Annotated in this window: 10 protein-coding genes; all 10 read right to left on the bottom strand. The window is 56.0% G+C overall.

Annotation, left to right across the window (positions count from 1 at the left end):
- Positions 1 to 16: 16 nt before the first annotated feature.
- The 10 genes from LQZ21_RS08900 to LQZ21_RS08855 all read right to left on the bottom strand — a co-directional run bounded on the left by LQZ21_RS08900 (position 17) and on the right by LQZ21_RS08855 (position 24,465).
- A complete protein-coding gene (locus LQZ21_RS08900) occupies positions 17 to 2,557 on the bottom strand; it encodes a hypothetical protein (RefSeq protein WP_411043960.1) in 2,541 nt (846 codons plus the stop codon).
- A gap of 40 nt (positions 2,558 to 2,597) precedes the next feature.
- Positions 2,598 to 5,462, bottom strand: coding sequence for a hypothetical protein (locus tag LQZ21_RS08895; protein ID WP_411043958.1), 2,865 nt, complete (start codon positions 5,460 to 5,462; stop codon positions 2,598 to 2,600).
- A gap of 87 nt (positions 5,463 to 5,549) precedes the next feature.
- Positions 5,550 to 8,915 (bottom strand): hypothetical protein, encoded by a 3,366-nt coding sequence (locus LQZ21_RS08890; RefSeq protein WP_411043956.1) that lies wholly within the window; start codon positions 8,913 to 8,915, stop codon positions 5,550 to 5,552.
- 28 nt (positions 8,916 to 8,943) lie between these two features.
- Positions 8,944 to 11,412: a hypothetical protein gene (locus LQZ21_RS08885; RefSeq protein ID WP_411043954.1), complete on the bottom strand. Its 2,469-nt coding sequence runs from the start codon at positions 11,410 to 11,412 to the stop codon at positions 8,944 to 8,946.
- A 37-nt stretch (positions 11,413 to 11,449) separates the two neighbouring features.
- Entirely contained in the window at positions 11,450 to 14,557 is a 3,108-nt protein-coding gene (locus LQZ21_RS08880) for an autotransporter outer membrane beta-barrel domain-containing protein (protein ID WP_411043952.1), read from the bottom strand.
- An 812-nt stretch (positions 14,558 to 15,369) separates the two neighbouring features.
- Entirely contained in the window at positions 15,370 to 19,461 is a 4,092-nt protein-coding gene (locus LQZ21_RS08875; protein WP_411043950.1) for a hypothetical protein, read from the bottom strand.
- 515 nt (positions 19,462 to 19,976) lie between these two features.
- Positions 19,977 to 21,575, bottom strand: coding sequence for an ABC transporter substrate-binding protein (locus LQZ21_RS08870; protein WP_411043948.1), 1,599 nt, complete (start codon positions 21,573 to 21,575; stop codon positions 19,977 to 19,979).
- A gap of 48 nt (positions 21,576 to 21,623) precedes the next feature.
- Complete coding sequence (locus tag LQZ21_RS08865) at positions 21,624 to 22,574, bottom strand: ABC transporter ATP-binding protein (RefSeq protein WP_411043946.1); 951 nt, start codon at positions 22,572 to 22,574, stop codon at positions 21,624 to 21,626.
- Positions 22,571 to 23,554: an ABC transporter ATP-binding protein gene (locus LQZ21_RS08860; protein WP_411043944.1), complete on the bottom strand. Its 984-nt coding sequence runs from the start codon at positions 23,552 to 23,554 to the stop codon at positions 22,571 to 22,573. The genes LQZ21_RS08865 and LQZ21_RS08860 overlap by 4 nt, the downstream gene beginning before the upstream one ends.
- A complete protein-coding gene (locus tag LQZ21_RS08855; RefSeq protein WP_411043942.1) occupies positions 23,551 to 24,465 on the bottom strand; it encodes an ABC transporter permease in 915 nt (304 codons plus the stop codon). Before LQZ21_RS08855 ends, LQZ21_RS08860 begins: the two co-directional genes overlap by 4 nt.

Genomic DNA, 24,465 nt, shown 5'->3' with positions numbered 1-24,465 from the left:
CCATTTTTAATTCCCTTTATTGATAATATCCGACATAAGCAGAGTCAGCCCCCGGGTTGCTGTCAATCCTAATGTGACCTGGGTAGCCGTCATAAAGGAACTGGTTGGCGTTCACAGCCGCCTGCAGGAGGCCCAAAGCAGGGGCCGCCACTAAGGGCCTGGTCTTAGTAGGATCATCAGGTAGCAAGTCGTTAGGGTCCTCGTCGAGAGGGTCACCGAAGACAATGATATTCGCCACGGTCCCCGTAGAAGTCAGAAGGCCCCCAATTACAATAACGCCATCATCTAAAAGTATCTTGTTGGTACTTGCCACCCGGGCCTCTCCCGTCATGGTAAAGGCCATGCCAGTTCTTGAAGTGCCTATATGTATACCTATATTATCATTGACGGGATTGGGCCCCGGGGCCATATTATCCGTTATGATCCCACCATTCATGTTGAACACCCCCTTGCTGAGCAGCACCCCACCGCCGGAAACCTCATCCGGGGCGGTGGTGGGGGCGGGGGCGGTGGCGGTGGCCTCATTGTTTTGTATGGTCCCGCCGTTCATATCCACGGTCCCATCCTTAACGTACAAACCGCCGCCGGAACCCAGGCCGGAAACCGTATTGGATTCGATGGTCCCGCCATTCATGTTGAACAGCCCCATGTGCTCGACATACACCCCGCCGCCGGCATACTTAGCGGCGGCGCTGTTGAGTTCGATCGCCCCGCCGTTGTTCAGCGTCAAGGTCCCGCCGTCGACCCATACCCCGCCAACGGTTCCGGTACTTTCATTACCCGTAATAACCACCCCGGTCCCCAGGCTCAGGTTTCCTCCGGCATTGACCCGCACGAGGGGGGCATCGTTAGTGGCAATGCCCTCCAGGGTAAGGTGCTGCAAGCGCAGGGTAACGCCCCCCCCCACGGTCAGCAGGGCGCCACCTGTGGAGGGTATCTTCAGGGTACGGCCATGGCCGTTGATAATAACCGTGGCAGGACAATTATCATTCGCCGTCAGGACCACCGGTGTAACCAATTCCGGTTCGTTGGATACGTTATCGGTAAGGTCAATGTACAGGGGATAGGTGTCGTCTTTTAACTCCCGCATTAACCACAGGGCGCTGGCTTCGGTCTCCACCGGGCCAAAGGAGGTAATTACCTGATAGGTAGCGGAGGCGGTGGCGGGAAAGGTTATCGTTACCGTGCCGCTGTCCGCCGGGTTGGTGATTCCCAGGGCCTCCCCATGGGAAAATACGTTATGCCCTATCCCGGTAAAGGTATAGCCCGAGACGGCGTTTAAGGTAAGCACCGCCGTATAGGTCCTGCCCTCTTGAAAAGTGCTGTCAACGGGGCTCCAGCTTATGGCCCCGGAGTACTGGACGCTGTTGATCCCCGTTACCGGGGTCATGCCGCTGACCGGTTTGGGCAGCCGGGCGGTCAGGATGGTATCGTATACCACGGTGGGGCTGCCCAGGCTTCCGGTGGGCGAAAACGTAAGGGTCACGGCGCCGATCCCCACCGGATTGCCGACGGTTTCCGCCCCCGCATGGAAAAATGCGTTCGGCCCTATTCCGGTTACGGTATAGCCCGAAGCGGGGTTCAGGATCAACTCCGCGGTATAGGCCGTATTGGGCTGAAAGGGACCGGTCAAAACATCCGGGGTTCCGGTTTTTTTCCAGGTTATGGTTCCGGTATATTGGGAAGCGGCAAAGGAGGTAAGCGCCGTGGTCCCGCTTATGGGTTTGGAGACATAGGGGGTCAGGTCAAAGTCGTTTATTATGATGGGGGTCCGGGTCGCCCGATAGAGAACTTCAAAGCTTCTGCTATTGGGAGCGGTTTCGTCGCCCTGGGGGACCGCTGCGGTACCATCGGGATAGTAAAAGTTCCTGGCCGCGAAAAAACGGTATCCGTCTTTCACCGCCAGGTCTATTCTCGCCTGGTACACGGTATCCAGGACAAAGGTAATATTTGGAGCCTCGACGACATCGGTAAAAGTATCGGTACCTGTTTTCCGTTTCCAGGTCACCGTACCGGTCAAGTCCCCCCGGTTATCGATGCGCCACACCGGCTTTTCCCCGGCCAGGGGAATCGGAACATAATTCTGCAGGTTGTAGTCGGTGATAAAGGTGATGTTCCAGTCGTCGGAGCTGTTATAGATAACCGTTACGGTCCGGATCGGATCCCCCAGATCATTGATCTGGTCATATACCTTGCCCGCAGGATAGGTAAAGGGGGTGGAAGGGTAAAAACCGTAGCCGGGTTTGGGGCTTAACCGTATCTCCGCCTTATACACCGTACCGGGCGCGAAAGCCGCAAAGGGCAGGGGTATATTGGCGCCGGCTTCGTCTTTCCATACCACGGCCGCCTCCAGATCCCCCCGGTTGTCCACCAGGGTCACCGGCCGATCCCCGGGCTTGGGGATGGGCACATAACTCATGAGGTTGTAGTCGGTTATATAGATGACATTGGAGGCCCCGTCCCGGGTTAGCAAATAATCCTCCCCCAGCGGAAGGGCGCATCCGGCGATCCCCAGCGTCCCGCAGCATAAAACCAGTAAAGCCGTAAACCCTTTCATATTCCTTCCTTTTTTAATCGTCATAACCATACCCTGCACCTTATGGCTTATAGTTCGCATACCAGACCCCACCAACATCATACGGGATGCCAATATGAGTGTTCGCACTGGTACCGTCCTCATACCAGATCTTAAGATTAGTTCCCGAGATAAGGTCCTCCGTACTTGCCTGGAGCAAACGGATGGTGCTGCCGGAGCTGGGGGAGACATCTTCGTGTTTGACCCTTGCCGCCGGGGCAGGACTGCTCAGGATCCCGTCAATGGTAATCGTGGCGTTCCCCTTCAAAAACACCGGGTTGCCTTCTATCTTCGCGGTCCCCGACATCTTGAAAGTCGATGGCGCGCCAGAGGTAGATTCGATATACACCCCATAAGCACCGGTACCGCCATTATTCTGTATGACCCCGCCTTTCATAATAAAGCTATTACTAACTAAATACACCCCGGCGCCGCCATTCGTCACCGTGTTGCCTTCTATAATCCCCCCGGACATAGTGAAGGATTTTGCATACACGCCGCCGCCGCCCTGTCCTGCCACGGTGTTACCCTTTATGGTACCGTCGGTCATGGTAAAGGCCCCGTAGGTACTATATACCCCGCCGGCGCCGCTGCTCACAGAGCCGGAAAGGTGGTTGCCCTCTATGACCGCGTCCGCGCCGCTCATGAAGAAATCCCCCGTGACTATCACCCCGCCGGCGCCGACGCCGGAATCCATATTATTTTTATTCCCCTTTATACTGCCGTTACGCAGGTAAAAGGTTCCGGTTCCGTTGCTTATAGCCACCCCGCCGGCGGAATTCCGACCATACTCCACCTCATTATCTTGTATACTCCCACCGGACATAATAATTGACCCGGATCGGTGGAGAGCCACCCCGCCGCCTGAACCATCTCCGCCACTGACTTTATTATCCTGTATGATCCCGCCGTTCATGGTGAAGTCCCCGGTGACGATCAGCACGCCGCCGCCAAAGACGCCGCTCCCCGAAAGGCTGGTGACCGTCATATTTTTGATCGCCGCCCCGGAGTTTATGACCAGTTCCCCGCCCTCGACCCTTACCCCGCCGCCGGCGGAGTCTGCGGCCGTTACCGTATTGTGGTCAAGGACCGCGCCGTTCCCCAGGATCAGCCTGCCCCCGCTTTGCACCCTGACCAGGGCCCGGTTGTTGGCGTCCATACCCTTCAGGGTAATATTCAACAAGGTCAGGGTAATGCCGTTTCTTACCGTAATAAGGGCGCCCGCTTCCTGGATCTTCAGGACCCGGCCGCCGCCGTCAATCGTTATGTTGGTGGGACTGTTGTAATCCGCCAGCAGCTCCACCGTATTGGGGATAACCACTTCTTCTTCACCCCCGGGAAGCCCAATAGCCACGGGATTGTTATTGTCTTTCAGCTCCGTCATCAGTTTCAGGGCGCTGTTCTCCGCGCCAACCGGGCCAAAGCTCATGGCCGAGTGGGTAAAAGGTCCGGCCGGGGGAAAGTTAATCGTTACCGTACTGCTGTTCGGGGCATTGGTCACGATTCCGGAGGCATGGGCATGGGTAAATACGTTTTGCCCGATGCCGGTAAAGGTATAGCCCGGCAGGGCGGTCAGGGAAATCACCGCCGTATAAGATATATTGGTTTGAAATTGGCCGATCAACACCGCATTGCTTCCGGTGTTTCTCCAGACCACGGTTCCGCGGTACTGGGTCGTGGAAAAGGACATAACCGGGGTCGCCCGGCTGACCGGCCTGGGTACGCGGTCGGTCAGCGTGGTGTCGTATACCACGATAGGGCTTGGGGCGTTTGAGGTCGCCGGAAACTTGATGGTCACGACGCCGCTCCCCGCCGGGTTGGTAACGGTCTCCGCCCCCGTATGGATAAACACGTCCTGCCCGATGCCGCCGGTCCCGCCTACGCCGCTTATGGTATAACCCGATGCGGGGGTCAGGGTCACTTCCGCGGTATACGCCGTGCCGTATTGAAAGGGTCCGGCCAGTACCGCCTGGGTCAGGGTATTTCGCCAGCTTACGGTTCCCGTGTACTGGGGCGCGGCCAAGAACCCGACCGCCGTGGTACCGCTCATGGGTTTGGCCAGATAGGCGGTCAAATTGTAGTCGTTTATCTTCATGGGCGCCCTGGTGGCCAAATAGGTAACCGTAAATTTCCTTATATCGGGATCGGTCGTAGAACCATCGGGCTCTATATGGGACCCATCGGTATAGGTAAAGTTCTTTGTACTGGAAAAACGATACTTCGGTTTCGTCTTCAGTTCTATCACCGCCCGGTACACGGCGCCCAATTCAAAAACAAAAGAATCCGCGGTGTCTATGGAACTATACGCATCAGAACCCGGCGAGTTCTGCACGGACCATGCCGCCGCAACCGTCATGTCCTCCCGGGTATTCACGGCCCGGACCGGCCTTTCACTGGCAATGGGGACCGGGACATAACTCTGCAGATTGTAGTCGGTGATAAAGGTGATGTCCGCGTCATTGGAGTTATTGTAGGTAACCGTAACGGTCCGGGTGGGGTCCCCCAGGTCATCGGCCTGGCTGGTTATCTTGCCCGGATGATACGCAAAGGGGATGGAAGGGTCAAACCCGTAACCGGCCCGGGGGATAAGTTTTATTTCCGCCCTATACACCGTATCCGCCTGGAATACCGCCAGGGAGGGCAGGTTTGCCCCGGTATGGTCCCTCCATACGACGGTAACATCCAGGTCCCCCCGGTTCACCACGCTGACCGGCACTTCCCCGGTTGACGGAATGGGAACATAGGTTTGAAGGTTATAGTCGGTTATATAGGTAATAAGACTGTTCCAATCCCGGTTTATCGATAAATTTTCACCTACGGAAGTGGGACAGCCGGTGATCCATAGCACCATACCGCACAAAACCAGTAAAACCCTAAACTTTTTCATACTTTTGCTCCCTTTTATTACCTTTTACTTTCCCGGGGCCCACTATTATCCCCTATTTCCCATGGCTTGACAAGCCCCTGGCGATTACTACTCATCATAGTAACCATAATGGATACCACCTGCCGGTCGCGCATCAGTAATTCGGTCTTCGCCATTTTCGTTATTAACCAAAAAACGATTTCTGTAGGTATTGATGGAAGTATCAGAACCGCACAATAACTTCGTCACATCAGGCGTGAGACTGTCGGCGATGATATTTGCCACCCTTCCGGTACCAGCCAGGGAGTAGCCCACATTAATTGAAGCGTCCTGCGCCAAAAAAACCACATTGCCCTGATACCCCGGAAATGACCCCGGATCCACTTTCCCCGCAGAATCTATCTGGAAGGCATACTCGCTGCTACTGGCAACGTACACGCCATAGTTATTTCCCCCGGTATTCCCGGTTATCTCTCCCCCGGTCAGGTTAAATTGTCCGGCGACATATACGCCGTTGGCGCCTCTGACTGCGGTATTGCCATCCCCCGGACTTGTCCCGCCTATGCTCCCGCTGTCCATGTGGAAGAGCCCATTACTCCCAGAGTTGGTGATACCATCCCCGTCGATGTACACGGCCCCGGCGGATTTGTCTCCGGGGTCGTTGTACCGTGCTTCATTACCCGTTATGACCCTCTTCCCCCCGTTTCCCGTGTCAGGCCGGGTCATAGACACATTCCCGTCCCTATAGACATAGATCCCGCCGCCGGAGCTGGGCCCCCAGGCGCTATTACCCGTTATACTGCCATTAGTTAGCTCGAAATAGCCCTGCTTAACATATACGCCGCCGCCGGAATTGGCTTCATGAGCTTTATTGCCCGCTATGGCCACCGCCGTGTTTTCTATTATTACATGCATAGCGCTATAGATGCCGCCGCCGGACGCTGAGCCCTTGGCCTCATTACCCTGTATGCTTCCACCATAAAATGTACCATGCTGAATATAAATGCCCCCGCCGGAGGAATCCCCCCAGACAATGTTTTCTTTTACGATCCCGCCATACATGGTGAAGTCATCCCCCAGGTAGTATACGCCCCCGCCGGAAGAAGCTTCCCCGCCGGAAACAGGATCCCCGGCGATATTACCCGTTATGGTCCCGCCCTCTATAATGAGGCGTATATTCTGTATACAACCCACGCCGCCGCCGGAATTTTCTGCCAGGGCCCTATTACCCGCTATGACCGCGGCCCCCTTTATGGTGACCCTGGTAATGTCGACGTTACTACCGCCATAGGAATAAGCATAGACCCCGCCGCCGGAATGGGACTTGCCGGCGATATTACCCGTTATGGTCCCGCCATGATGGGTGAAGGTTCCATAATCAATAACAGCCACCCCGCCGCCGCCATACTCAGCATTCGCTTTATTGGCTTGTATGGTCCCGCCATACATATCAAAAAATCCGTTATCCACCAATACGCCCCCACCGAACTGATCCGTTAGGAAAGAGGGGGGAGGGACGGAATAATCCCCGTCAGGAACCGTATTGCCATCGCCGGGATTTGGCCCGCCAATGGTCCCGCCGCTCATGATAAACCTGCCGTTGTTGCTGATCAGCGCCCCGCCAGCCCGCCGGGCCTCCATTCCTTTAATTACCGCCCCGCTATTCATGGTCAGGGTTCCGTTGTTGACCCATATCCCCCCGGCCTCGGAATTTGTCTTGTTACCGCTCAAAACCGCACCGGCCCCCAGGATCAGCTTTCCCCCGGATAGTACCTTAACCAGGGGGGCATTGTTAGCGCTATAACCCTGTAGGTTAATGTTCTGCAGGGTCAGGGTAACGCCCCCACCGACGGTAATTAAGGTCCCGGGGCTCGTCTTATTCAGGGTCCGGCCATGGCCGTCAATAACCACCGTGGCGGGACTGGTATCATAGGGTAAAAGGGTAACGCTGTAATCTACATTCTCCGATCCGGCGGAAAGCGCAATGGCCACCTGGCTGCTCAGGGCGCTTCTTTCCTTCAGCAGCGCCAGGGCGCTGTTCTCCTCATCCGGGGGGCCAAAGCTCATCACCGAAGTGCTTGGAGGGCGGGCCGAGGGAAAGGTAATCGTTACCGTACCGCTGCCCGGCGGGTTTGTTATGGTTCCGGGGGCGTCATTATGGGAAAACACGTCCTGCCCTATCCCGGTAAAGGTATAGCCCGGAGCGGCGTTTAAGGTAATTACCGCCGTATAAGCTGTGCCCAGTTGAAAGGTACTGTGGGCCGGGCTCCAGGCCACGGTTCCGCTGTACTGGGGCCCGGTAATGCCGGTAACCGGGGTTACGCCGTTTACCGGTTTGGGCAGACGGGCGGTCAAAATAGTATCGTACACAATGATAGGGCTGCCGGCTCCCGCCGAAGGCGGAAAGGTGACGGTGACGGTGACGGAACCGATCCCCGCCGGATTGGTTACGGTCTCCGCCCCTGTATGGATAAAGACGTTTGACCCGACCCCGGTAAAGGTATAGCCAAAACCGGGGCTCAGGGTCAGCGCCGCGGTATATGCCGTACCAGGCTGAAAGGGACCGGTCAAAACCTCCTGGGTATCGGTGTTTTTCCAGTTCACGATTCCGGTATACTGGACTCCGGCAAAGGACATAATCGGCGTTGCCCCGCTTACCGGTTTAGCGATATAAGAGGTCAGGTTAAAGTCATCTATTACCGTGGGACTCATGGTCGGCAGATAGGTAACCTCGAAACGTCTGGTGTTGGAGGTGCTCTCGATGGGACTTGGATCCGGACCGTCGGGATAGGCAAATTTCTCCCCCTCGATAAACCGGTAGCCCTCTTTCGCCGTCAACCTTATATCCGCCTTGTATATGGCCCCCAAGGTAAAGGCAACGGGGTCCAGGGGTATGTCAGCGAAATCAGTGGGAGTTTTCACTTGCCATATTGCCTGTACCCGCATGTCCGCCCGGGTCTCCACAGCCCGGACCGGCCGTTCCCCGGCCAGGGGAATGGGGACGTAGTTCTGCAGGTTATAGTCGGTGATAAAGGTGATGTTCCAGTCGTCGGAGTTATTATAGGTAACCGTAACGGTCCGGACCGGGTCCCCCAGGTCATCGGTCTGGGCGCTTACCTTACCCGCGGGATAGGTAAAGGGGGTGGAGGAGAAGCCGTAGCCCGGTTTGGGGGTGATGGTTATTTCCGCCTTATACACCGCAGCCGGCGCAAAGGTATCAAAGGCCGCTTCCGTACCGTTTTCGTTTTTCCACACCACGCTCATGTCCAGGTCCACCCGGTCATTGACCAGGATTATCGGCCGCTCATTTGGCTTCGGAACCGGTACATAGTTTTGGAGGTTGTAGTCGGTTATATAGATAACGCCCTCGGCCCCGTCCCGGGTGATCAAATAATCCTGCCCCAGGGGAACGGCGCACCCCGCGATCAGCAGCGCCGCGCCGCATAACATCATCAAAACCTTAACCCCGTTCATATTCCTGCTCCTTTACACCCGTTTTTAATTACTGATAAACCCAGATATAGATATCGCCATGATCACTGTAACCACCAATATGGTTCTCTCCGTTATACGTGAACCTATCCACGTATGTCAGGCCAAGGGAGAGATTCTTTGCCCCCACTAAATTCCTGCCGGTGGGGGGGTCGTTGCCGACCTGGATATCTGCCGCCACTGGTGAGCTCAAGGGGCCGCCAATTATGATGACAGCGCTGCCATCGCCCAAAAACACCCTGTTGTTTGCCGCCACCCGGGCCGGTCCCGTCATAGTGAAGCTTCCATAAAACCACATGGCCGCAAGATATACGCCGCCCCCGGAATCGGACCCGTCGGCCGTATTATCCGTTATGAGCCCGCCGTTATGGTTAAAGGTTCCTTTATTTAAGTTATCGCCCGTAAGATACACCCCGCCCCCGGAATGCTCCCCCGCGGCCTTATTGTATTGTATGGTCCCGCCGTTCATATCCACGGTCCCGCTCTTAACCAGCAAGCCGCCGCCGGAATCAGGACCGGAAACCGTATTACCATCCTCGCTGCTTTCCCCGCCTATGATTCCATCGTTCAGGTAGAACCACCCGTTGGCGTCGAGCAGCACCCCGCCGCCGGAACCAGAGGCAGCGGCGCTCATTTTTTTAATCACCCCGCCATTGTTTAGGACAAGGGTCCCGCCGTTGACCCATACCCCGCCGGCGTTTCCGGCGCTTTGATTATTGGCAAGGACCGCCCCGGTCCCCAGGATCAGCCTTCCTCCGGGCCTCACCGTAACCAGGGGGGCATTGTTAGCGTTATGGCCCTCCAGGGTGATGTTCTGCAAGCTCAGGGTAACGCCGCCCCCTATAGTCAGGAGCGTACCCGGGGAGTTTATCTTCAGGGTACCGCCATGGCCGTTAATGATAACCGTGGCGGGACTGTTAATACCCGCCGTCAGGATAACGCTGTCCGGTACAACATATTCGGCGGCATGGTCGGGAAGGTCAATGACCAGGGGATAGGTATCGTCTTTGAGCTCCCGCATCATCCACAAAGCGCTGGTCTCGGTCTCCACCGGGCCAAAGGAGGTAATTACCTGATAGGTCGAGGAGGCGGTCACGGGAAAGGTTATCGTTACCGTGCCGCTGTCCGCCGGGTTGGTGATTTCCGGGGCATCCCCATGGAAAAATGCGTTCGGCCCTATTCCGGTAAAGGTATAGCCCGAGGCGGGGTTTAAGACAAGCACCGCCCTATAGGATACGCTCTCTTGAAAGACGCCGTCAAAGGGAATCCAGGTTACGCTTCCGGAGTACTGGGCCCCGGTAATGCCCATTACCGGGGTCATGCCGCTTACCGGTTTGGGCAGCCGGCCGGTCAGGATGGTGTCGTATACTACCATGGGGCTGCCGAAACTTCCGGTCGGCGGAAACATGAGGGTCACGGCGCCGCTTGCCGCCGGATTGCTTATGGTTTCCGCGCCCGTATGGACAAAAAAGTCCTGTCCCAGGCCGGTTACGGTATAGCCCGAAGCGGGGTACAGGGTCACTTCCGCGGTATAGGCCGTATTGGGCTGGAAAGAACCGGTCAAAACCTCCTGGGTTCCGGTGTTTTTCCAGGTTATGGTTCCCGTATACTCGGAAGCGGCAAAGGACATTATGGCCGTGGTCCCGCTCAAGGGTTTGGGCACATAGGGGGTCAGGTTGGGGTCCCCTATTATTATGGGGGTCCTGGTGGCCCGATAGAGGACTTCAAAACTTCTGCTATGGGGAGCAGTCCCATCGCCCTGGGGGACCGCTGCGGTGCCGTCGTGATAGGAAAAGTTCCTTGCTGCGGAAAAACGATACCCGTCTTTCACTGCCAGGTCTATTTTCGCCCGGTACACGGAGTGCAGTTGAAAGTCATTCCCGGTGAAGGGGTCAAAATCATCGGGGGCCGTTTCCACGTCCCAGGTCACCGTACCGCCCAGGTCCCCCCGGTTATCGATGCTCCGCACCGGCTTTTCCCCGGCCAGGGGAACCGGAACATAATTCTGCAGGTTGTAGTCGGTGATAAAGGTGATATTCCATTCGTCGGAGTTATTATAGATAACCGTAACAGTCCGGATCGGATCTCCCAGGTCTTTGGTTTGGTCCCGTATCTTGCCCGCCGGATAGGCAAAGGGGGTGGTAGGGTAAAAACCATAGCCGGGTTTGGCGCTGAGCCGTATCTCCGCCTGATATACCGTATCCGCCGCAAAAGCCTCAAAGGGCAGGGGTATTTCAACGCCGTCCTTGTCTTTCCATGCCACGGCCGCCTCCAGGTCCCCGCGGCTGTCCACCAGGATCACCGGCCGCTCCCCGGGCTTGGGGATAGGCACATAGTTTATGAGGTCGTAATCGGTTATATAGGCGATAGCGGCGCTTCCGTCCCGGGTTATCAAATAATCCTCCCCCAGGGGAAGGGCGCATCCCGCGATCCCCAGCGCCGCGCCCCACAGAACCAGTAAAGCCGTAAACCCTTTCATGCCCCTGCTCCTTCTAGTCGTCCTAACCAAACTCCCGTTACTCCACATAGTCCGCATACCAGACCCCATCAACATCAACATTATTAGGGGCAATATGGGAGGGATCGCCCGCATAGCTAAACTTACTATAATTTCCCGTGATAAGGTCCTCCGTACTTGCCTTGAGTAAATGGATTTCGGCGCCGGGGGTTTCGTGTTTGACATTTGCCACCGGTGAAGAAGCGCTCAGATTACCATCAATGGTAATCGTTGTCTCCTCTTTCAGAAACACCAGATTGTTTGCAGCCACCACCGCAGACCCCGACATCCTGAAATTTGCGGTTATTATGGAGTAAGGGAAGGACTGAGAAGGGTAAGAGTGTATATACACCCCATAATTGTTGGGACCGCCGACATTCCCTGTTATAGTCCCCCCGGACATAATAAACGACCGATCGAGGATGCTACTGGAGACACACACACCATTGGCACCAAAAACCGCGGTATTGGCGTCGCCCGGGTTATCCCCGCCAATAGTCCCCCCAGACATAGTAAAGTATCCCCGGGCGTTCACCCCGCCGCCTGATACAGAAAGATAAACAAGGTCTTCGTTCAATACCCTATTACCCTTTATGACCCCGCCGCTCATGGTAAAATTATCATTTCCTTCCATATTTACCCCCCCGCCGCCATACCGCTTCACGGTGTTGTCCTGTATGGTCCCCCCGGACATGGTAAAATTCCCTACTTCCACTCCGCCGCCGCCATACCGCACGGTATTGCCTCTTATGGTACCGGCGGCCAGGGTAAAGCTCCCTTGTCCATACACTCCGCCGCCGCCTTCGCTAGAGCCCTCAACAACTTCGTTACCCGCTATAGCCGCGTCCGCGCCGTTCATGGTAAAACTACTCCCGGAAGCCAGAAACACACCGCCGGCGCCCCAGCGGCTACCCTGGGGATACTCATCGGTATAGGTAACTAAATTTTCTTTTATGCTGCCGTTATACATCAGGAAGGTCCCCTCATCGAGACTCACCCCGCCGCCGGCAAAATAACAATTTTCTGTCTTGTTGTATTGTATAGTCCCGCCATACATGGTAAATGCCCCCTGTTGGACACTCACTCCGCCGGCAGCATACCGACCGTCGCTGTCATGGGCGACATTACCATCCGCAAGAGATTCCCCCCCTATGATCCCGCCGCTCATGGTGAATTTCCCGTTCATATCGACCATCACACCAGCGCCGATACTATCGCTATATGAGCTGGCCGACATACGTTTGATCACCGCCCCGGAGCTCATGGTAAGTTCCCCGCCGTTGACCCATACCCCGCCGGCTAGGGCGGCCGCTTTATTGCCGGTAAGGACCGCGCCGGCCCCCAGGATCAGCTTGCCCCCGGTTTCTACTATAACAAGGGGCTTGTTATTGGAATCCGTACCCTGCAGGGTAATGTTCAACAAAGTCAGGGTAATGCCGGTTCTTACCGTAATAAGGGCGCCCGCTTCCTGGATCTTCAGGACCCGACCGTTGCCGTCAATCGTTATATTGGCGGGACTGTTGTAATCCGCCAGCAGCTCCACCGTATTGGGGATAACCGTTTCTTCTTCACCCCCGGGAAGATCAATGAACACGGGATTGTTATCGTCCTTCCGATCCTTCATCAGTTTCAGGGCGCTGCCCGGCGCGTCAACCGGGCCAAAACTCGTAACCGGGTGGGTAGAAGGCCCGGCCGGGGGAAAGCTAATCGTTACTGTGCCGCTGTCCGGGGGGTTTATCACCTCCCCCGAGGCATGGGCATGGGTAAATGCGTTTTGTCCGATGCCGGTAAAGGTATAGCCCGGCAGGGCGGTCAGGGAAATCACCGCCGTATACAACGTATTGGTTTGAAAATGACCGCTCAGCGCTGCCTGGGTCAGGGTATTTTTCCAGACCACGGTCCCCGTGTACTGGGCACTGGAAAAAGACGCAGCCGGGGTCGCCCGGTTCACCGGCCTGGGTATACGGTTGGTCAGGATGGTGTCATATACCACCGTGGGACTTGCGCTGTTTGAGGTCGGCGGAAACTTGATGGTTACAACGCCGCTCCCCGCCGGGTTGGTAACGGTCTCCGCCCCTGTATGGATAAATACGTCCGGCCCGATGCCGCCGGTCCCGCCTACGCCGCTTATGGTATAACCCGATGCGGGGGTCAGGGCCACTTCCGCGGTATACGCCGTACCGTATTGAAAGGGGCCGGCCAGTACCGCCTGGGTCAGGGTGTTTCGCCAGCTCACGATTCCCGTGTACTGGGACGCAGCAAAGGACCCGGCCGCCGTGGTACCGCTTACGGGTTTGGCCAGATAGGTGGTCAAATTGTAGTCGTTTATCTTCATGGGCGCCCTGGTGGCCAAATAGGTAACCGTAAATTTCCTTATACCGGGATCGGTCGTAGAACCATCGGGCTCTGCCTGGGACCCGTCGGTATAGGTAAAGTTCTTTGTATCGGAAAAACGATAGTTCGGTTTCGTCGTCAGTTCTATCACCGCCCGGTACACGGCGCCCAGCTCAAAAGCAAAAGAATCCGCGGTATCTATGGGGACAAAATTATCAGAATCCGGCGGGTCCTCCACTTTCCATGCCGCCGTAATGGTCATGTCCTCCCGGTTATGCACGGCCCGGACCGGCCTTTCATCGGCAATGGGGACCGGGACATAGCTCTGCAGGTTGTAGTCGGTGATAAAGGTGATGTCCGCATCGTCGGAATTATTGTAGACAACCGTAACGGTTCGGGTGGGGTCCCCCAGATCATCAACCTGGCTGGTGATCTTGCCCGGATGATACGCAAAGGGGATGGAAGGGTCAAACCCGTAACCGGCTTTGGGGGTGAGTTTTATTTCCGCCCCATACACCGTGTCCGCCTGGAATACCGCAAGGGAGGGCAGGTTTACCCCGGCATGGTCCTTCCATACGACGGTAACATCCAGGTCCCCCCGGTTCACCACGCTGACCGGCGCTTCCCCGGTTGACGGAATAGGAACATAGGTTTGAAGGTTATAGTCGGTAATATAAGTAATAAAGTTGTTTTCATCTTTATAAATCGATAAATTTTCGCCTACAGAAACGGGACAACCGGTGATCCATAGCACTATACCGCATAAAACCATTAAAACCTTAAACTTTTTCATCTCCTAGCTCCCTTTTATTACCTTTTTAGTCTGCCAGGGCCCATTATTATCCCCTATTCCCCGTGGCTTGACAAGCCCTTTACCTTTACGATTACGGTTCATTATAGTTTCCATCGTAAGCGTCGTTTGGGCCCTGAGCAATCACCAAAGGGATCGATACCGGGGGCGCTATTACCCTTTTTTTAACTTTCTGAAATCCCTTGAAGGCATATAGGTTGAACAGACTGAAGCAAAACGCGGATATATACCTATTGATGATTCATATGGGAGAGAAATTTATCCTGCCGCACGCAGATGCCATAGATCGCCCCTTCTAAACAAACCAATCCTGCGGACAGACCGGCCGCCTTATTGATCCGTTTGAATAACCTTTTTTTCTATAGAGGACTTCTTCCAAAACCCGGTTAATTTTGGAAAAAATCCCTGGAGCTTGTTTCAAAATTCGGTCGGATATTTTGAAACAACCTCACATTATACAATTTATTATAAAATCACTGGTCTGTCAAAAAAAATCATTACCCAAGGGGCCAATTTCAAAATTCGGCTGCCTTGATCCCTTTTATGCCATTCAATTATCGGCATACTTTTATAAATTCTTGAGTAAAAAGCTGGTTTTATTATCTCAATATTACGCAAGGATCCCAAGCAGAGATGAAATTTAACTACGAACCTCACGAACCATCACGAACAAGAAGATATTTCGAACAAAAAGTTCGTGATGTTCGTGTCGTTCGTGGTTAATCCTATGCTTCCGGTCCCGCCCGGTTATCGCCGGGACCGGACAGAAAAACCCGGGGGCAAGCCCCGGGCGATTACGGTTTATAGTACCCATAGTAGTCGGAACCGTCTAATACCGCATCAGTAATGTGGTTATCGCCCACGGCGCCATTAACCGTAAAACGGTCTTTTTGGTTGTTGATAGAAGCTGCGGAACCACTGTACAATAACTTGGTGGTGGAGCTGGGGTTGCTGCAGCGGATCGCCGCCACCACCCCGGAGCCAGGCAGGTCGTCAAGGTTAATCACCGCGCCGGGATCCAAAAACACCAGGTTATTGGTATTAACCTTCGCCGTTCCCCCTATACGGAAGGCTTTCGGGTTGGTGTTGTTGGTAACATATACGCCATAGTTTTCGGTAATTCCGTTATTCTCATTTCCCTTTATTTCCCCGGCCTCCATCTCCAAGCTCCCTTCAACGCCAATATAAACACCCCCGGCGGCATCGGGCTTTCTGACGATATTTTCCGTTATGACTTCGTTAGCCTTCATAACAAAGGTTCCCTGGGTATATACGCCCCCGCCGGAATGGTGACCCGATGAGTCATTTTTCTGTATGGTCCCGTTAGTCAGGTGGAAGGCATTGTAACCACCGCTAAAGACGGCAACGCCCCCGCCGGAATAGTTATCCTCCGCCAGATTTTCCTGTATAAACCCATCGGTCAGGGAGAAGGAACTGTGGGCACCAATGATGGCAGCGCCGCCGCCCGAATATTCCCCCATGGCCTGATTTTTTTTGATGCTCCCGCCTTTTATACTGACGGAAGCGGGGGACTTATCATTACCATTGATGGCAAGACCGCCGCCGGAATAGCTGCCGTTCGCCACATTTTCTATGATGGTCCCGTTGGTCATGTCAAAGGACTCGGCAACATACATACCGCCGCCGGAATGGTGATCCTTCGCTTTATTCCCCTTTATGGTCCCGCCATCCGGCATGCTATTGGACAACGAGGTAACATATATGCCGCCGCCGGAATGGTCCTTTTCGGCGATATTTTCCTCGACCACCGCGGCCGTATCCATCGTGAATTTACACCCATTCAAATACAGGCCGCCGCCGGAATCGGCTGCCTTCGCCGTATTTTTCTTTACGATCCCGTTATTCATATTAAATTCCCCATCGGAGGTGACATACACCCCCCCGCCGGAATTGGGCTGCTCCACCGTATTGTTTTCTATGGTCCCGTCATTCATGATCAAGGTCCCTTTGGTAGCAACCCGTATACCCCCGCCGGAATTGGGCTTCTTCGCCGTATTTTCCTTTATGGTCCCTTTATATATGGCGAATCTCGCATCCCCAAAGACATACACCCCCCCGCCGGAATTGGGCTGTTCAGCGGTATTATCTGCTATGACTGCGGCCGTACCAGCCATCACGAAGTTCCCCTTGACATACACGCCGCCGCCGGAAGCGGCTTTCACTACCGTATTATTTTCTATGGTCCCGCCGGTCATGGTGAAAGCGCCAATTTTAAAGGTATTATACCGGCCCTCCACATACACGCCGCCGCCGGAATCGACCTCCGCCGCCGTATTGTTTTCTATGGTCCCGTTCTCCATGGCGAACTCATTAAAGGAGGAAGCATACACCCCCCCACCGGAAGATGCCGCCTTGGCCGTATTGTTTTTAACGGACCCGCCGGTCATGGTGAAGCGGCCATAGCCGCCGACGCCGCCGCCGGAATTGTTACGCTGCGCCACATTTCCCTGGATGGTCCCCTCGATCAGGTAGAAGGTCCCGGTCCCCACATTCATAAAGCCCGTATATACGCCGCCGGAACTGTACTGCTGTTCGGCAGTATTGTTTTCAATGACCGCGGTTGCGCCGTTCATCGTAAAGATCCCCCCGTCCAGATGTACGCCGCCGCCGGCATAGTACCCTATCGCCGTATTCCCCGTTATGGTCCCGCCGTATTGGTTGAAGGCTCCCAGGGCGGCGGAGTTCGCGGTGGTACCAACGATACCCACCCCGCCGCCGGAAGTGTCCCCCAGCGAGGTATTCCCCTCTATGGTCCCGCCATGCAGGTTGAAGGTCCCCACATTGATCCCTACTCCCCCGCCGCTATGACTAACCGCCGTTCGATTGGATTTTATGAGCCCGCCGTACATGGTGAAGGTCCCGTCATAGACAAACACCCCGCTCCCGGAGTACGAAACAAGCGCTTCGTTGCCTTCACCGGATTCCCCGCCTATGGTTCCCCCGCTCATGGTGAATCGTCCGTCATCGTCGATGAACACGCCGCCGCCCCGCAGGGCTTTCATGTTTTTGATTACCGCCCCGCTGTTCAGGACCAATTCCCCGCCGTTGACCCATATACCCCCGGCGTCCCCGGTGCTCCGGTTTCCCTTCAGGATCACCCCGGTCCCCAGGATCAGTTTCCCCCCGGACTGTACCTTGACGACCGGGGCGTTGTTCCCGCTTATACCTTCCAGGGTGATGTTCTGCAAGGTCAGGGTAACCCCGGCCCCCACCGTAAAGAGCATACCCGGGGACAGCCGCTTCAAAACCCGGTTGTGGCCGTTGATAACCACATTGCCGGGACAATTCGTGCCCGCCACCAGGGTGATGTTGCTTCCTATGTTCTCGGATCCGCTGGGAAGGTCAATGGCCAGTTGATAGATATCTTCCACCCGGTTCCTCATCAGCTTCAGGGCGCTGTCCGTCGCCGACGCCGGACCAAAGCTCGTTACCCCAAAGGAGGGAGGGATCACGGGAAAGTTTATCAGTACCGTGCCGCTGTTCGCCGGGTTGGTAACGACCCCGGAGGCGTCTTTATGGAGAAACCGGTTCTGCCCGATACCGTCAAAGGTATAGCCCGGGACAGGGCTCAAAACAGCCACCGCCGTATAGGCCATGCCGGGGTGAAAGGGGCCGTTCAGCACGGCCTGGGTATAGGTATCTTTCCAGGTTATGGTTCCGGTGTACTGGCTCCCGCCAAACGAAACAACCGGGATCATACCGTTGGCCGGTTTGGGTATACGGCCGCTCAGGTTGGTATCGTATACCACCGTAAGCCCGCCGGCGCCCGTAACCGGCGAAAAGTTAATGCTTACCATGCCGCTCCCCCCGGAATTGGTTACGGCTTCCGCCCCCGTATGGATAAACCAGTTCGCCCCTATCCCGGTAAAGGTATAGCCCAATGCCGGGGTCAGGATCAGCTCGGCGGTATAGGCCGCCCCGGATTGAAAGGTACCGGTCAGGATCGTCTGGGTAGTGGTGTTTTTCCAGATCACGGCGCCCGTGTACTGGGCATTGGCAAAGGATATGACCGGCGTTACCCCGTCTATGGGTTTGGGTATATAGGGGGTCAGATTATGCTCGGATACTATCTGGGGGTTCCGGGCCGCCATATACGTTGCGGTTAATCGCCTTACCCCGGGATCGGTGGCATCACCCTGGGGGACAATTACCGTACCGTCGGAATACACAAAGTTCCTTGACGGAAAGAAAGCATACCCCGGTTTTACCGCCAGTTCTATCTCCGCCTGGTATACGGCGCCCAACACAAAGGTATAGGGGGTGGTAGTTATGGGGACAAAATGGGAAGAATCCGGCGGATCTTCTATGGCCCATGACACCGTCACCGTCAGGTCCGCCCGATTAGGGATAGTGGTTACCGGCCCGTCCCCGGTCATGGGAACCGGGACATAGCTTTGCAGTAAGTAATCGGTGATATAGGTAATATCCGCCTTGTCGGAGTTATTGTAGGTAATCGTAACCATACGGGTGGAATCCCCCAGGTCATCGTTCTGGACACTCACCTTCCCCGAGGGATAGGTGAAGGGGATGGACGAGTAAAAGCCATAGCCCGGTTTGGCGGTAATGCGTATCTCCGCACCATACACCGTATCCGCCGCAAAGGTATCAAAGGGTAACGGTACGTCACCCCCGGCCGCGTCTTTCCAGGTCACGGTCAGGTCCATGCCCTCACTGCTGCTGGCCGTGACGGGCCGCTCCCCGGCCGACGGAATGGGAACATAGGACTGGAGATTATAATCGGTTATATAATTAAGCGATCCGGCTCCGTCCCGGGTTATATAATAATCCTTCCCCAAGGGAAGGGCGCAGCCGGCCATCAACAGCGCTACGCCGCATAATGCTGCTAATAGGGTAAATCCTTTCATACATGTGTCCTGGCTCTTATTGCCTAAAATTTTTAGCGGTCTATACTGAACAGATGGAAACTCAGTGCAGATATACCTAGTTTATAGAAAACTTTTCCTAAAACCCGGTTAATTTGGGGGAAAAATTCCTGGAATTTGTTTCAAAATTTTGTCGTATCTTTTGAAACAACCTTACGCTATACAAATTAAATAAAAATTATTGATAAGTCAAGAAAAATATTACTAAATTGGTAAATTACCAGCAGCCGGTAAAATCTACAAAAATTAATGGAATTTAACCACGAAGAACAATAATAGGAAATTCACCACGAGGTAGACCGCTATGCGGTCAATTAAATGAGCAGAAGGCGAATAAGGAAAGGAATTAAGAATGAAAAGTGAAGAGTGAAGAGTGGGCATTTTTCCTCATTCCTCCCTCCTCTCTTTAACTCTTCTCCCTCCTTCCTCGCCTTCTGCGCCTTCGTGGTCGAATTCTCTTTCTCCTATGTATCAGGCATATTCGTGTTTACAAGGTATTAGTTAGCCCGCCTTACATTCTGGATGGGCAATACCCACAGCCATGCCGGGGAGACCGCCAGACCGGTGTATTTTTTATTCAGGACGCTTTGCCGCAGGGAATAATCAAACACGATATAGGGCGCCTCGTCGATGATGGTGTTCATCGCCTGGGATTGAAGCTCAAAACGCCGGGCCGGATCCGTGGTACTGCGCTGGGCGTCGATAAGGCGTTCCACCGCGGGATTCACATAGGCCGCCGCATTATAGCCCCCGTCGGCCTGAGCAGCCGCATACATGATCTCGATATTGCCGTTAAGGTCCGGATAATCCGCCTCCCAGCCGCCGAAAAGCATATCGTAGTCCCGTTTCCCGCTGCTGTCAAGAATTCCGCCCATTTGGTAGGTGTCCTGTTCATCCCCGGACATTTTCCGGATCTCCACGTTGATGTTGAGGGGCTTTAAGGATTCCTGGAGGAACAGCGCCCGCTGGCTTGCCAGGGAGGATTCGCTGATGATCACGTCACAGGTAAAGCCCTTGGGATAGCCGGAACGGGCCAGGTACTCCCGGGCCTTGGCCAGGTCGTAATCGTATTTAGGCGCCGTGGTAAGGTACTGCCGCCACTTGGCGGCGTTTTCGCCGTACAGGGCCGGACCAAAGGGCAGTACGGTTCCCACGATCCCGGCGTTTTTGATGATGGTCCGCTGGAATTCGTTGAGGTTGAGGGCATGGGAAATCGCCCGGCGGACGTTCACGTCGTTAAAGGGGGCCCGCTGGGTATTCATGGCGAGGTAGGTCAGGCTGTAGGTGTCCACGCTGGTCAGGTTCAGGTCCCGGCTTGTTGCCAGCCGGTCGAGCATATCAATGGGGAGGTTGGCGGAAAAGTCAACGCTGCCGGTCTCCAGGGCGATCACCCGGGTGGTGTCCTCGGGGATGATCTTGAACACAATGGTATCGACGATATTGGCGGCGAGTTTTTCCTTGTTCCAGTAGTTGGTGTTTTTCTTGAGGACTATCTCCTGGCCGCTGGTCCAGCTTTGATACACAAAGGGCCCGGTGGCGAGGATGCCGCCCTGGGCGGTCCCGAAATCCCCGGTGTGTTTCTCATAATAGGCCTTGCTGATGATCCGCCCCGCGGCGGTGGTGGGGAAATACTTAAACACCGCCGAAGGCTGACTCAGCTTAATGGTCAACTGCCAGGGGCCGGTGGCGGTAAAACTCACCACGTCCTGGTAGAAGTCCGAGAAGTAGGTGCCGCCGTCGGGGTCCTTGGTACGGTTAAACGAAAAAAGCACGTCGTCCATGGTCATTTTGGTACCATCGGAAAAGACGATATCGTCCCGTACCTCGTACACATAGGTCAGATCATCCGCCTGACGCCAACTCCGGGCCAGTTCCGGGATGATGTTGTTGTTGGCGTCCAGGGTCACCAGGCCCTCGGTGATCTGGTTCACCACCTGGTTGGTAACATAGTTCCAGGCAACCCCGGGATCAACCGCCCTGATGTCTTCGCTCAACGCCACCGTAAAGGTGGTTCCCCCCTGGGCAGCGTTTCCCCGGGCATATAACCAGCCGGTACACAAAATCAGGGCCAAAAAAATGACAATTTTTCTTTTCATCAATAACTCCTTTCTATTTTTTCCGATCCTAGGGACCGGTAAGATACCTTATGAAACCAAAAAACACCGCACCAGATGTTCCGGGGCGATCTCCTTTACCGGGGGCCGTTCCCGTAAACAGCGGGATTGCGCCGAGGGGCAGCGGGGCGCAAAGGGACAGCCCGGTAGTTCCTCCGCCGCCTTGGGCATCTCCCCCTTCGGCGCCGGCCGATCCCGGGCCTCCACCGTGTCCAGCCGGGGCACCGCGGCGATGAGGGATCGGGTATAGGGGTGCCGGGTGTTGCCAAAGAGCTCCGTGGCCGGGGCTGTTTCCACCACCTGCCCCAGATACATCACCGCCACCCGGTCGCAGAGATACTCCACCACGGTCATGTCGTGGGATATAAAAAGCATGGTGAGATTCCGGGATTTCCGCAGATCCGAAAGCAGGTTGAGGAGCTGGGCCTGGACGGAAACGTCCAGGGCGGAAACGGGCTCGTCGGCCACGAGCAGGGCCGGGTCCGAAAGCAGGGCCCGGGTTATGGCAAGCCGCTGCAGCTGACCCCCGGAAAGTTCCTGGGGCCAGCGGTTGAGCAGGTCCCCGGATAAGCCAATGTCGGAAAAAAGCGCGGCGATCCGTTCGGAACCCTGCTCCCGGCTCATACCGTAATACCGGCATACCTCCATAAGGGCCCAGGCGATCCGGAGCTTGGGGTTAAAGGACCCAAAGGGGTTTTGAAAAACCATCTGCATCGCCCGCCGGATGGAGGACAGCCGGTGGCGGTCCAGGGCGGTAATATCCTCGCCCTTAAAAAACACCTGCCCCGCGGTGGGCTCCACCAGCCGCAGGATCAGGCGGCCCAGGGTAGATTTTCCGCAGCCGCTTTCCCCGACAATCCCCAGGATCTCCCGGGGCTTTACCCGGAAGGAAACATCATCCACCGCCCGGATCAGGCGGCCCCGGCTGAGGGGGAAGTGTTTTTTAAGGCCCCGGACTTCCAGGAGGGTTTCCGTGTTCATCGTCCCTCCTTCCCGGCCGGAAGGGGATAATGGCAGGCCACCCAGTGGCCGTTACCCCGGTCCACGCCGGCAGGCAGGGTATGGCAGGCAGGCCCGGCCCGGTTACACCGCGGGGCAAAGGGGCAGCCCGGCGGCGGATCGTAGAGCCGGGGGGGAAAACCGGGTATCACCGGCAGGGGTTCCATCCCCGCGCCGGAACGGCCCCGGGGGATACAGTCGATAAGGGCCTTGCTGTAGGGATGGACCGCGTTTTTGATAAGGTCCCGGGCCGAAGCGGTCTCCACAATGTGGCCGGCGTACATCACCGACACCCGGTCACAGGTCTCTGCCACCACCGCGAAGTTGTGGGTGATGAGCAGCACCGAAAGGGAAAGCTCCTGCCTGAGGGTTTTGAGCAGGTTCAGGACCTGGGCCTGGATGGTTACGTCGATGGCCGTGGTGGGCTCATCGGCAATGAGCAGTTCCGGGTCGCAGCTTATGGCCTGGGCGATCATCACCCGCTGCTGCATACCCCCGGAAAGCTCAAAGGGGTATTGCCGGGCGGTATCCCGGTGCAGGCCCACCCGTTCCAGGAGGATGGCGGTACGGCGGCGCAGTTCCTTCCGGGGCAGGGCAAAGTGGTTGGCCATGGCCTCTTCGATCTGCTTCCCCGCCCGTTCCAGGGGGGATAGGGAGTTCTGGGGGTCCTGAAAGATCATGGAAATTCGCCTGCCCCGGATGGCCCGGAGTTCCTTTTCGTCCAGGGCAAGGAGGTCCTTTCCGTCAAACCAGGCCTGGCCCCGGACCCGGCTATGCTTTTTATCGAGGAGCCCCATAATTGCCCGGGAACTGACGCTTTTGCCGCAGCCGCTTTCCCCCACCAGACCGTGGATCTCCCCCCGGCGGATGGAAAGGTTCACCCCGCCCACGGCGTAGACGATCCCCTCCACGGTAAGAAAATCGCAGGAGAGGTCTTTGATGGCAAGCACCTCCCCGGTCACGATTTCCCCTCCTTCGTGCGTTTTTCGATTTTTTCAAAGGAGGGGAGGGTCCGGCCCGCGGGGTCCAGGTATTGGGTGACGCAGTCGCAGAAGATGTTGAGGCTCACCACGGTGAGCACGATGGCCGCCCCCGGGGCCAGGGCCAGGAGGGGGCTCTGCAGCAGGAAATTCCGGCCCTCCTCCAGCATGGCCCCCCAGTCCGCGGCGGGGGGGCGCACCCCAAGGCCGATAAAACTTAAGGCCGCCAGATCCAGGATCGCATAGGCCAGATCCAGGGCGAGTTGTACCAGCACCGTGTCCAGACAGTTGGGAAAGATATGGCGGAAGATGATGTAGTTCCGGGAAAATCCAATGGATTCCGCGGCCTCCACATAGGTCTTGTTTTTTTCGATCAGGGTAAGGGATCGGACCAGCCGGGTCAACATGGGGACATAGATGATGCCCAGGGCGATAACCGCGTTGGCCACCCCCCGGCCCAGGGCCGCCACCAGGAGAAAGGCCAGGAGCAGCGAAGGAAAGGAGAGGAGCACGTCGCAGAAGCGGCCGGTCACGGAATCGAACTTTCCACCGTAGTAGCCGGAAAAAAGCCCCAGGGGCAGACCAATGGCCGCGGAAAGCAGCACCGCCGCCACCGCGTTGAGGAGGGTTACCCGGCCCCCGTAGAGCAGGCGGGACAGGAGGTCCCGGCCCATCTTGTCCGCCCCCAAAAGGTGGCTCCCCGAGGGCGGGGCCAGAGAGTCGGACAGGTTCTGCTCGGTTTCGCCGTAGGGCGCTATCGCCGGGGCCAAAAGGCAGCCCAGGATGATGAGGATCAAAAGCCCCCCGGAGAGCAGCATCGGCGGGGTGAACAGGGCGCCTTCGGTCTTTTTGAGTTTGAAAAAGAGGGGATGGTTAAACCGGGGTTTTTCCAT

This window comes from Treponema sp. TIM-1 (assembly GCF_046533115.1).
Classification (GTDB): Bacteria; Spirochaetota; Spirochaetia; order Treponematales; family Breznakiellaceae; genus JAIRMO01.
The sequence above is the reverse complement of the archived record's forward strand: the minus strand, read 5'-3'. Positions and strand labels throughout refer to the sequence as shown.

Bases quoted from the DNA above. Each gene is read 5' to 3' on its own strand.
- LQZ21_RS08890 (WP_411043956.1), bottom strand. From the start codon at position 8,915: ATGAACGGGGTTAAGGTTTTGATGATGTTATGCGGCGCGGCGCTGCTG.
- LQZ21_RS08870 (WP_411043948.1), bottom strand. From the start codon at position 21,575: ATGAAAAGAAAAATTGTCATTTTTTTGGCCCTGATTTTGTGTACCGGC.
- LQZ21_RS08855 (WP_411043942.1), bottom strand. From the start codon at position 24,465: ATGGAAAAACCCCGGTTTAACCATCCCCTCTTTTTCAAACTCAAAAAG.
- LQZ21_RS08865 (WP_411043946.1), bottom strand. From the start codon at position 22,574: ATGAACACGGAAACCCTCCTGGAAGTCCGGGGCCTTAAAAAACACTTC.
- LQZ21_RS08880 (WP_411043952.1), bottom strand. From the start codon at position 14,557: ATGAAAAAGTTTAAGGTTTTAATGGTTTTATGCGGTATAGTGCTATGG.
- LQZ21_RS08900 (WP_411043960.1), bottom strand. From the start codon at position 2,557: ATGAAAGGGTTTACGGCTTTACTGGTTTTATGCTGCGGGACGCTGGGG.
- LQZ21_RS08875 (WP_411043950.1), bottom strand. From the start codon at position 19,461: ATGAAAGGATTTACCCTATTAGCAGCATTATGCGGCGTAGCGCTGTTG.
- LQZ21_RS08885 (WP_411043954.1), bottom strand. From the start codon at position 11,412: ATGAAAGGGTTTACGGCTTTACTGGTTCTGTGGGGCGCGGCGCTGGGG.
- LQZ21_RS08895 (WP_411043958.1), bottom strand. From the start codon at position 5,462: ATGAAAAAGTTTAGGGTTTTACTGGTTTTGTGCGGTATGGTGCTATGG.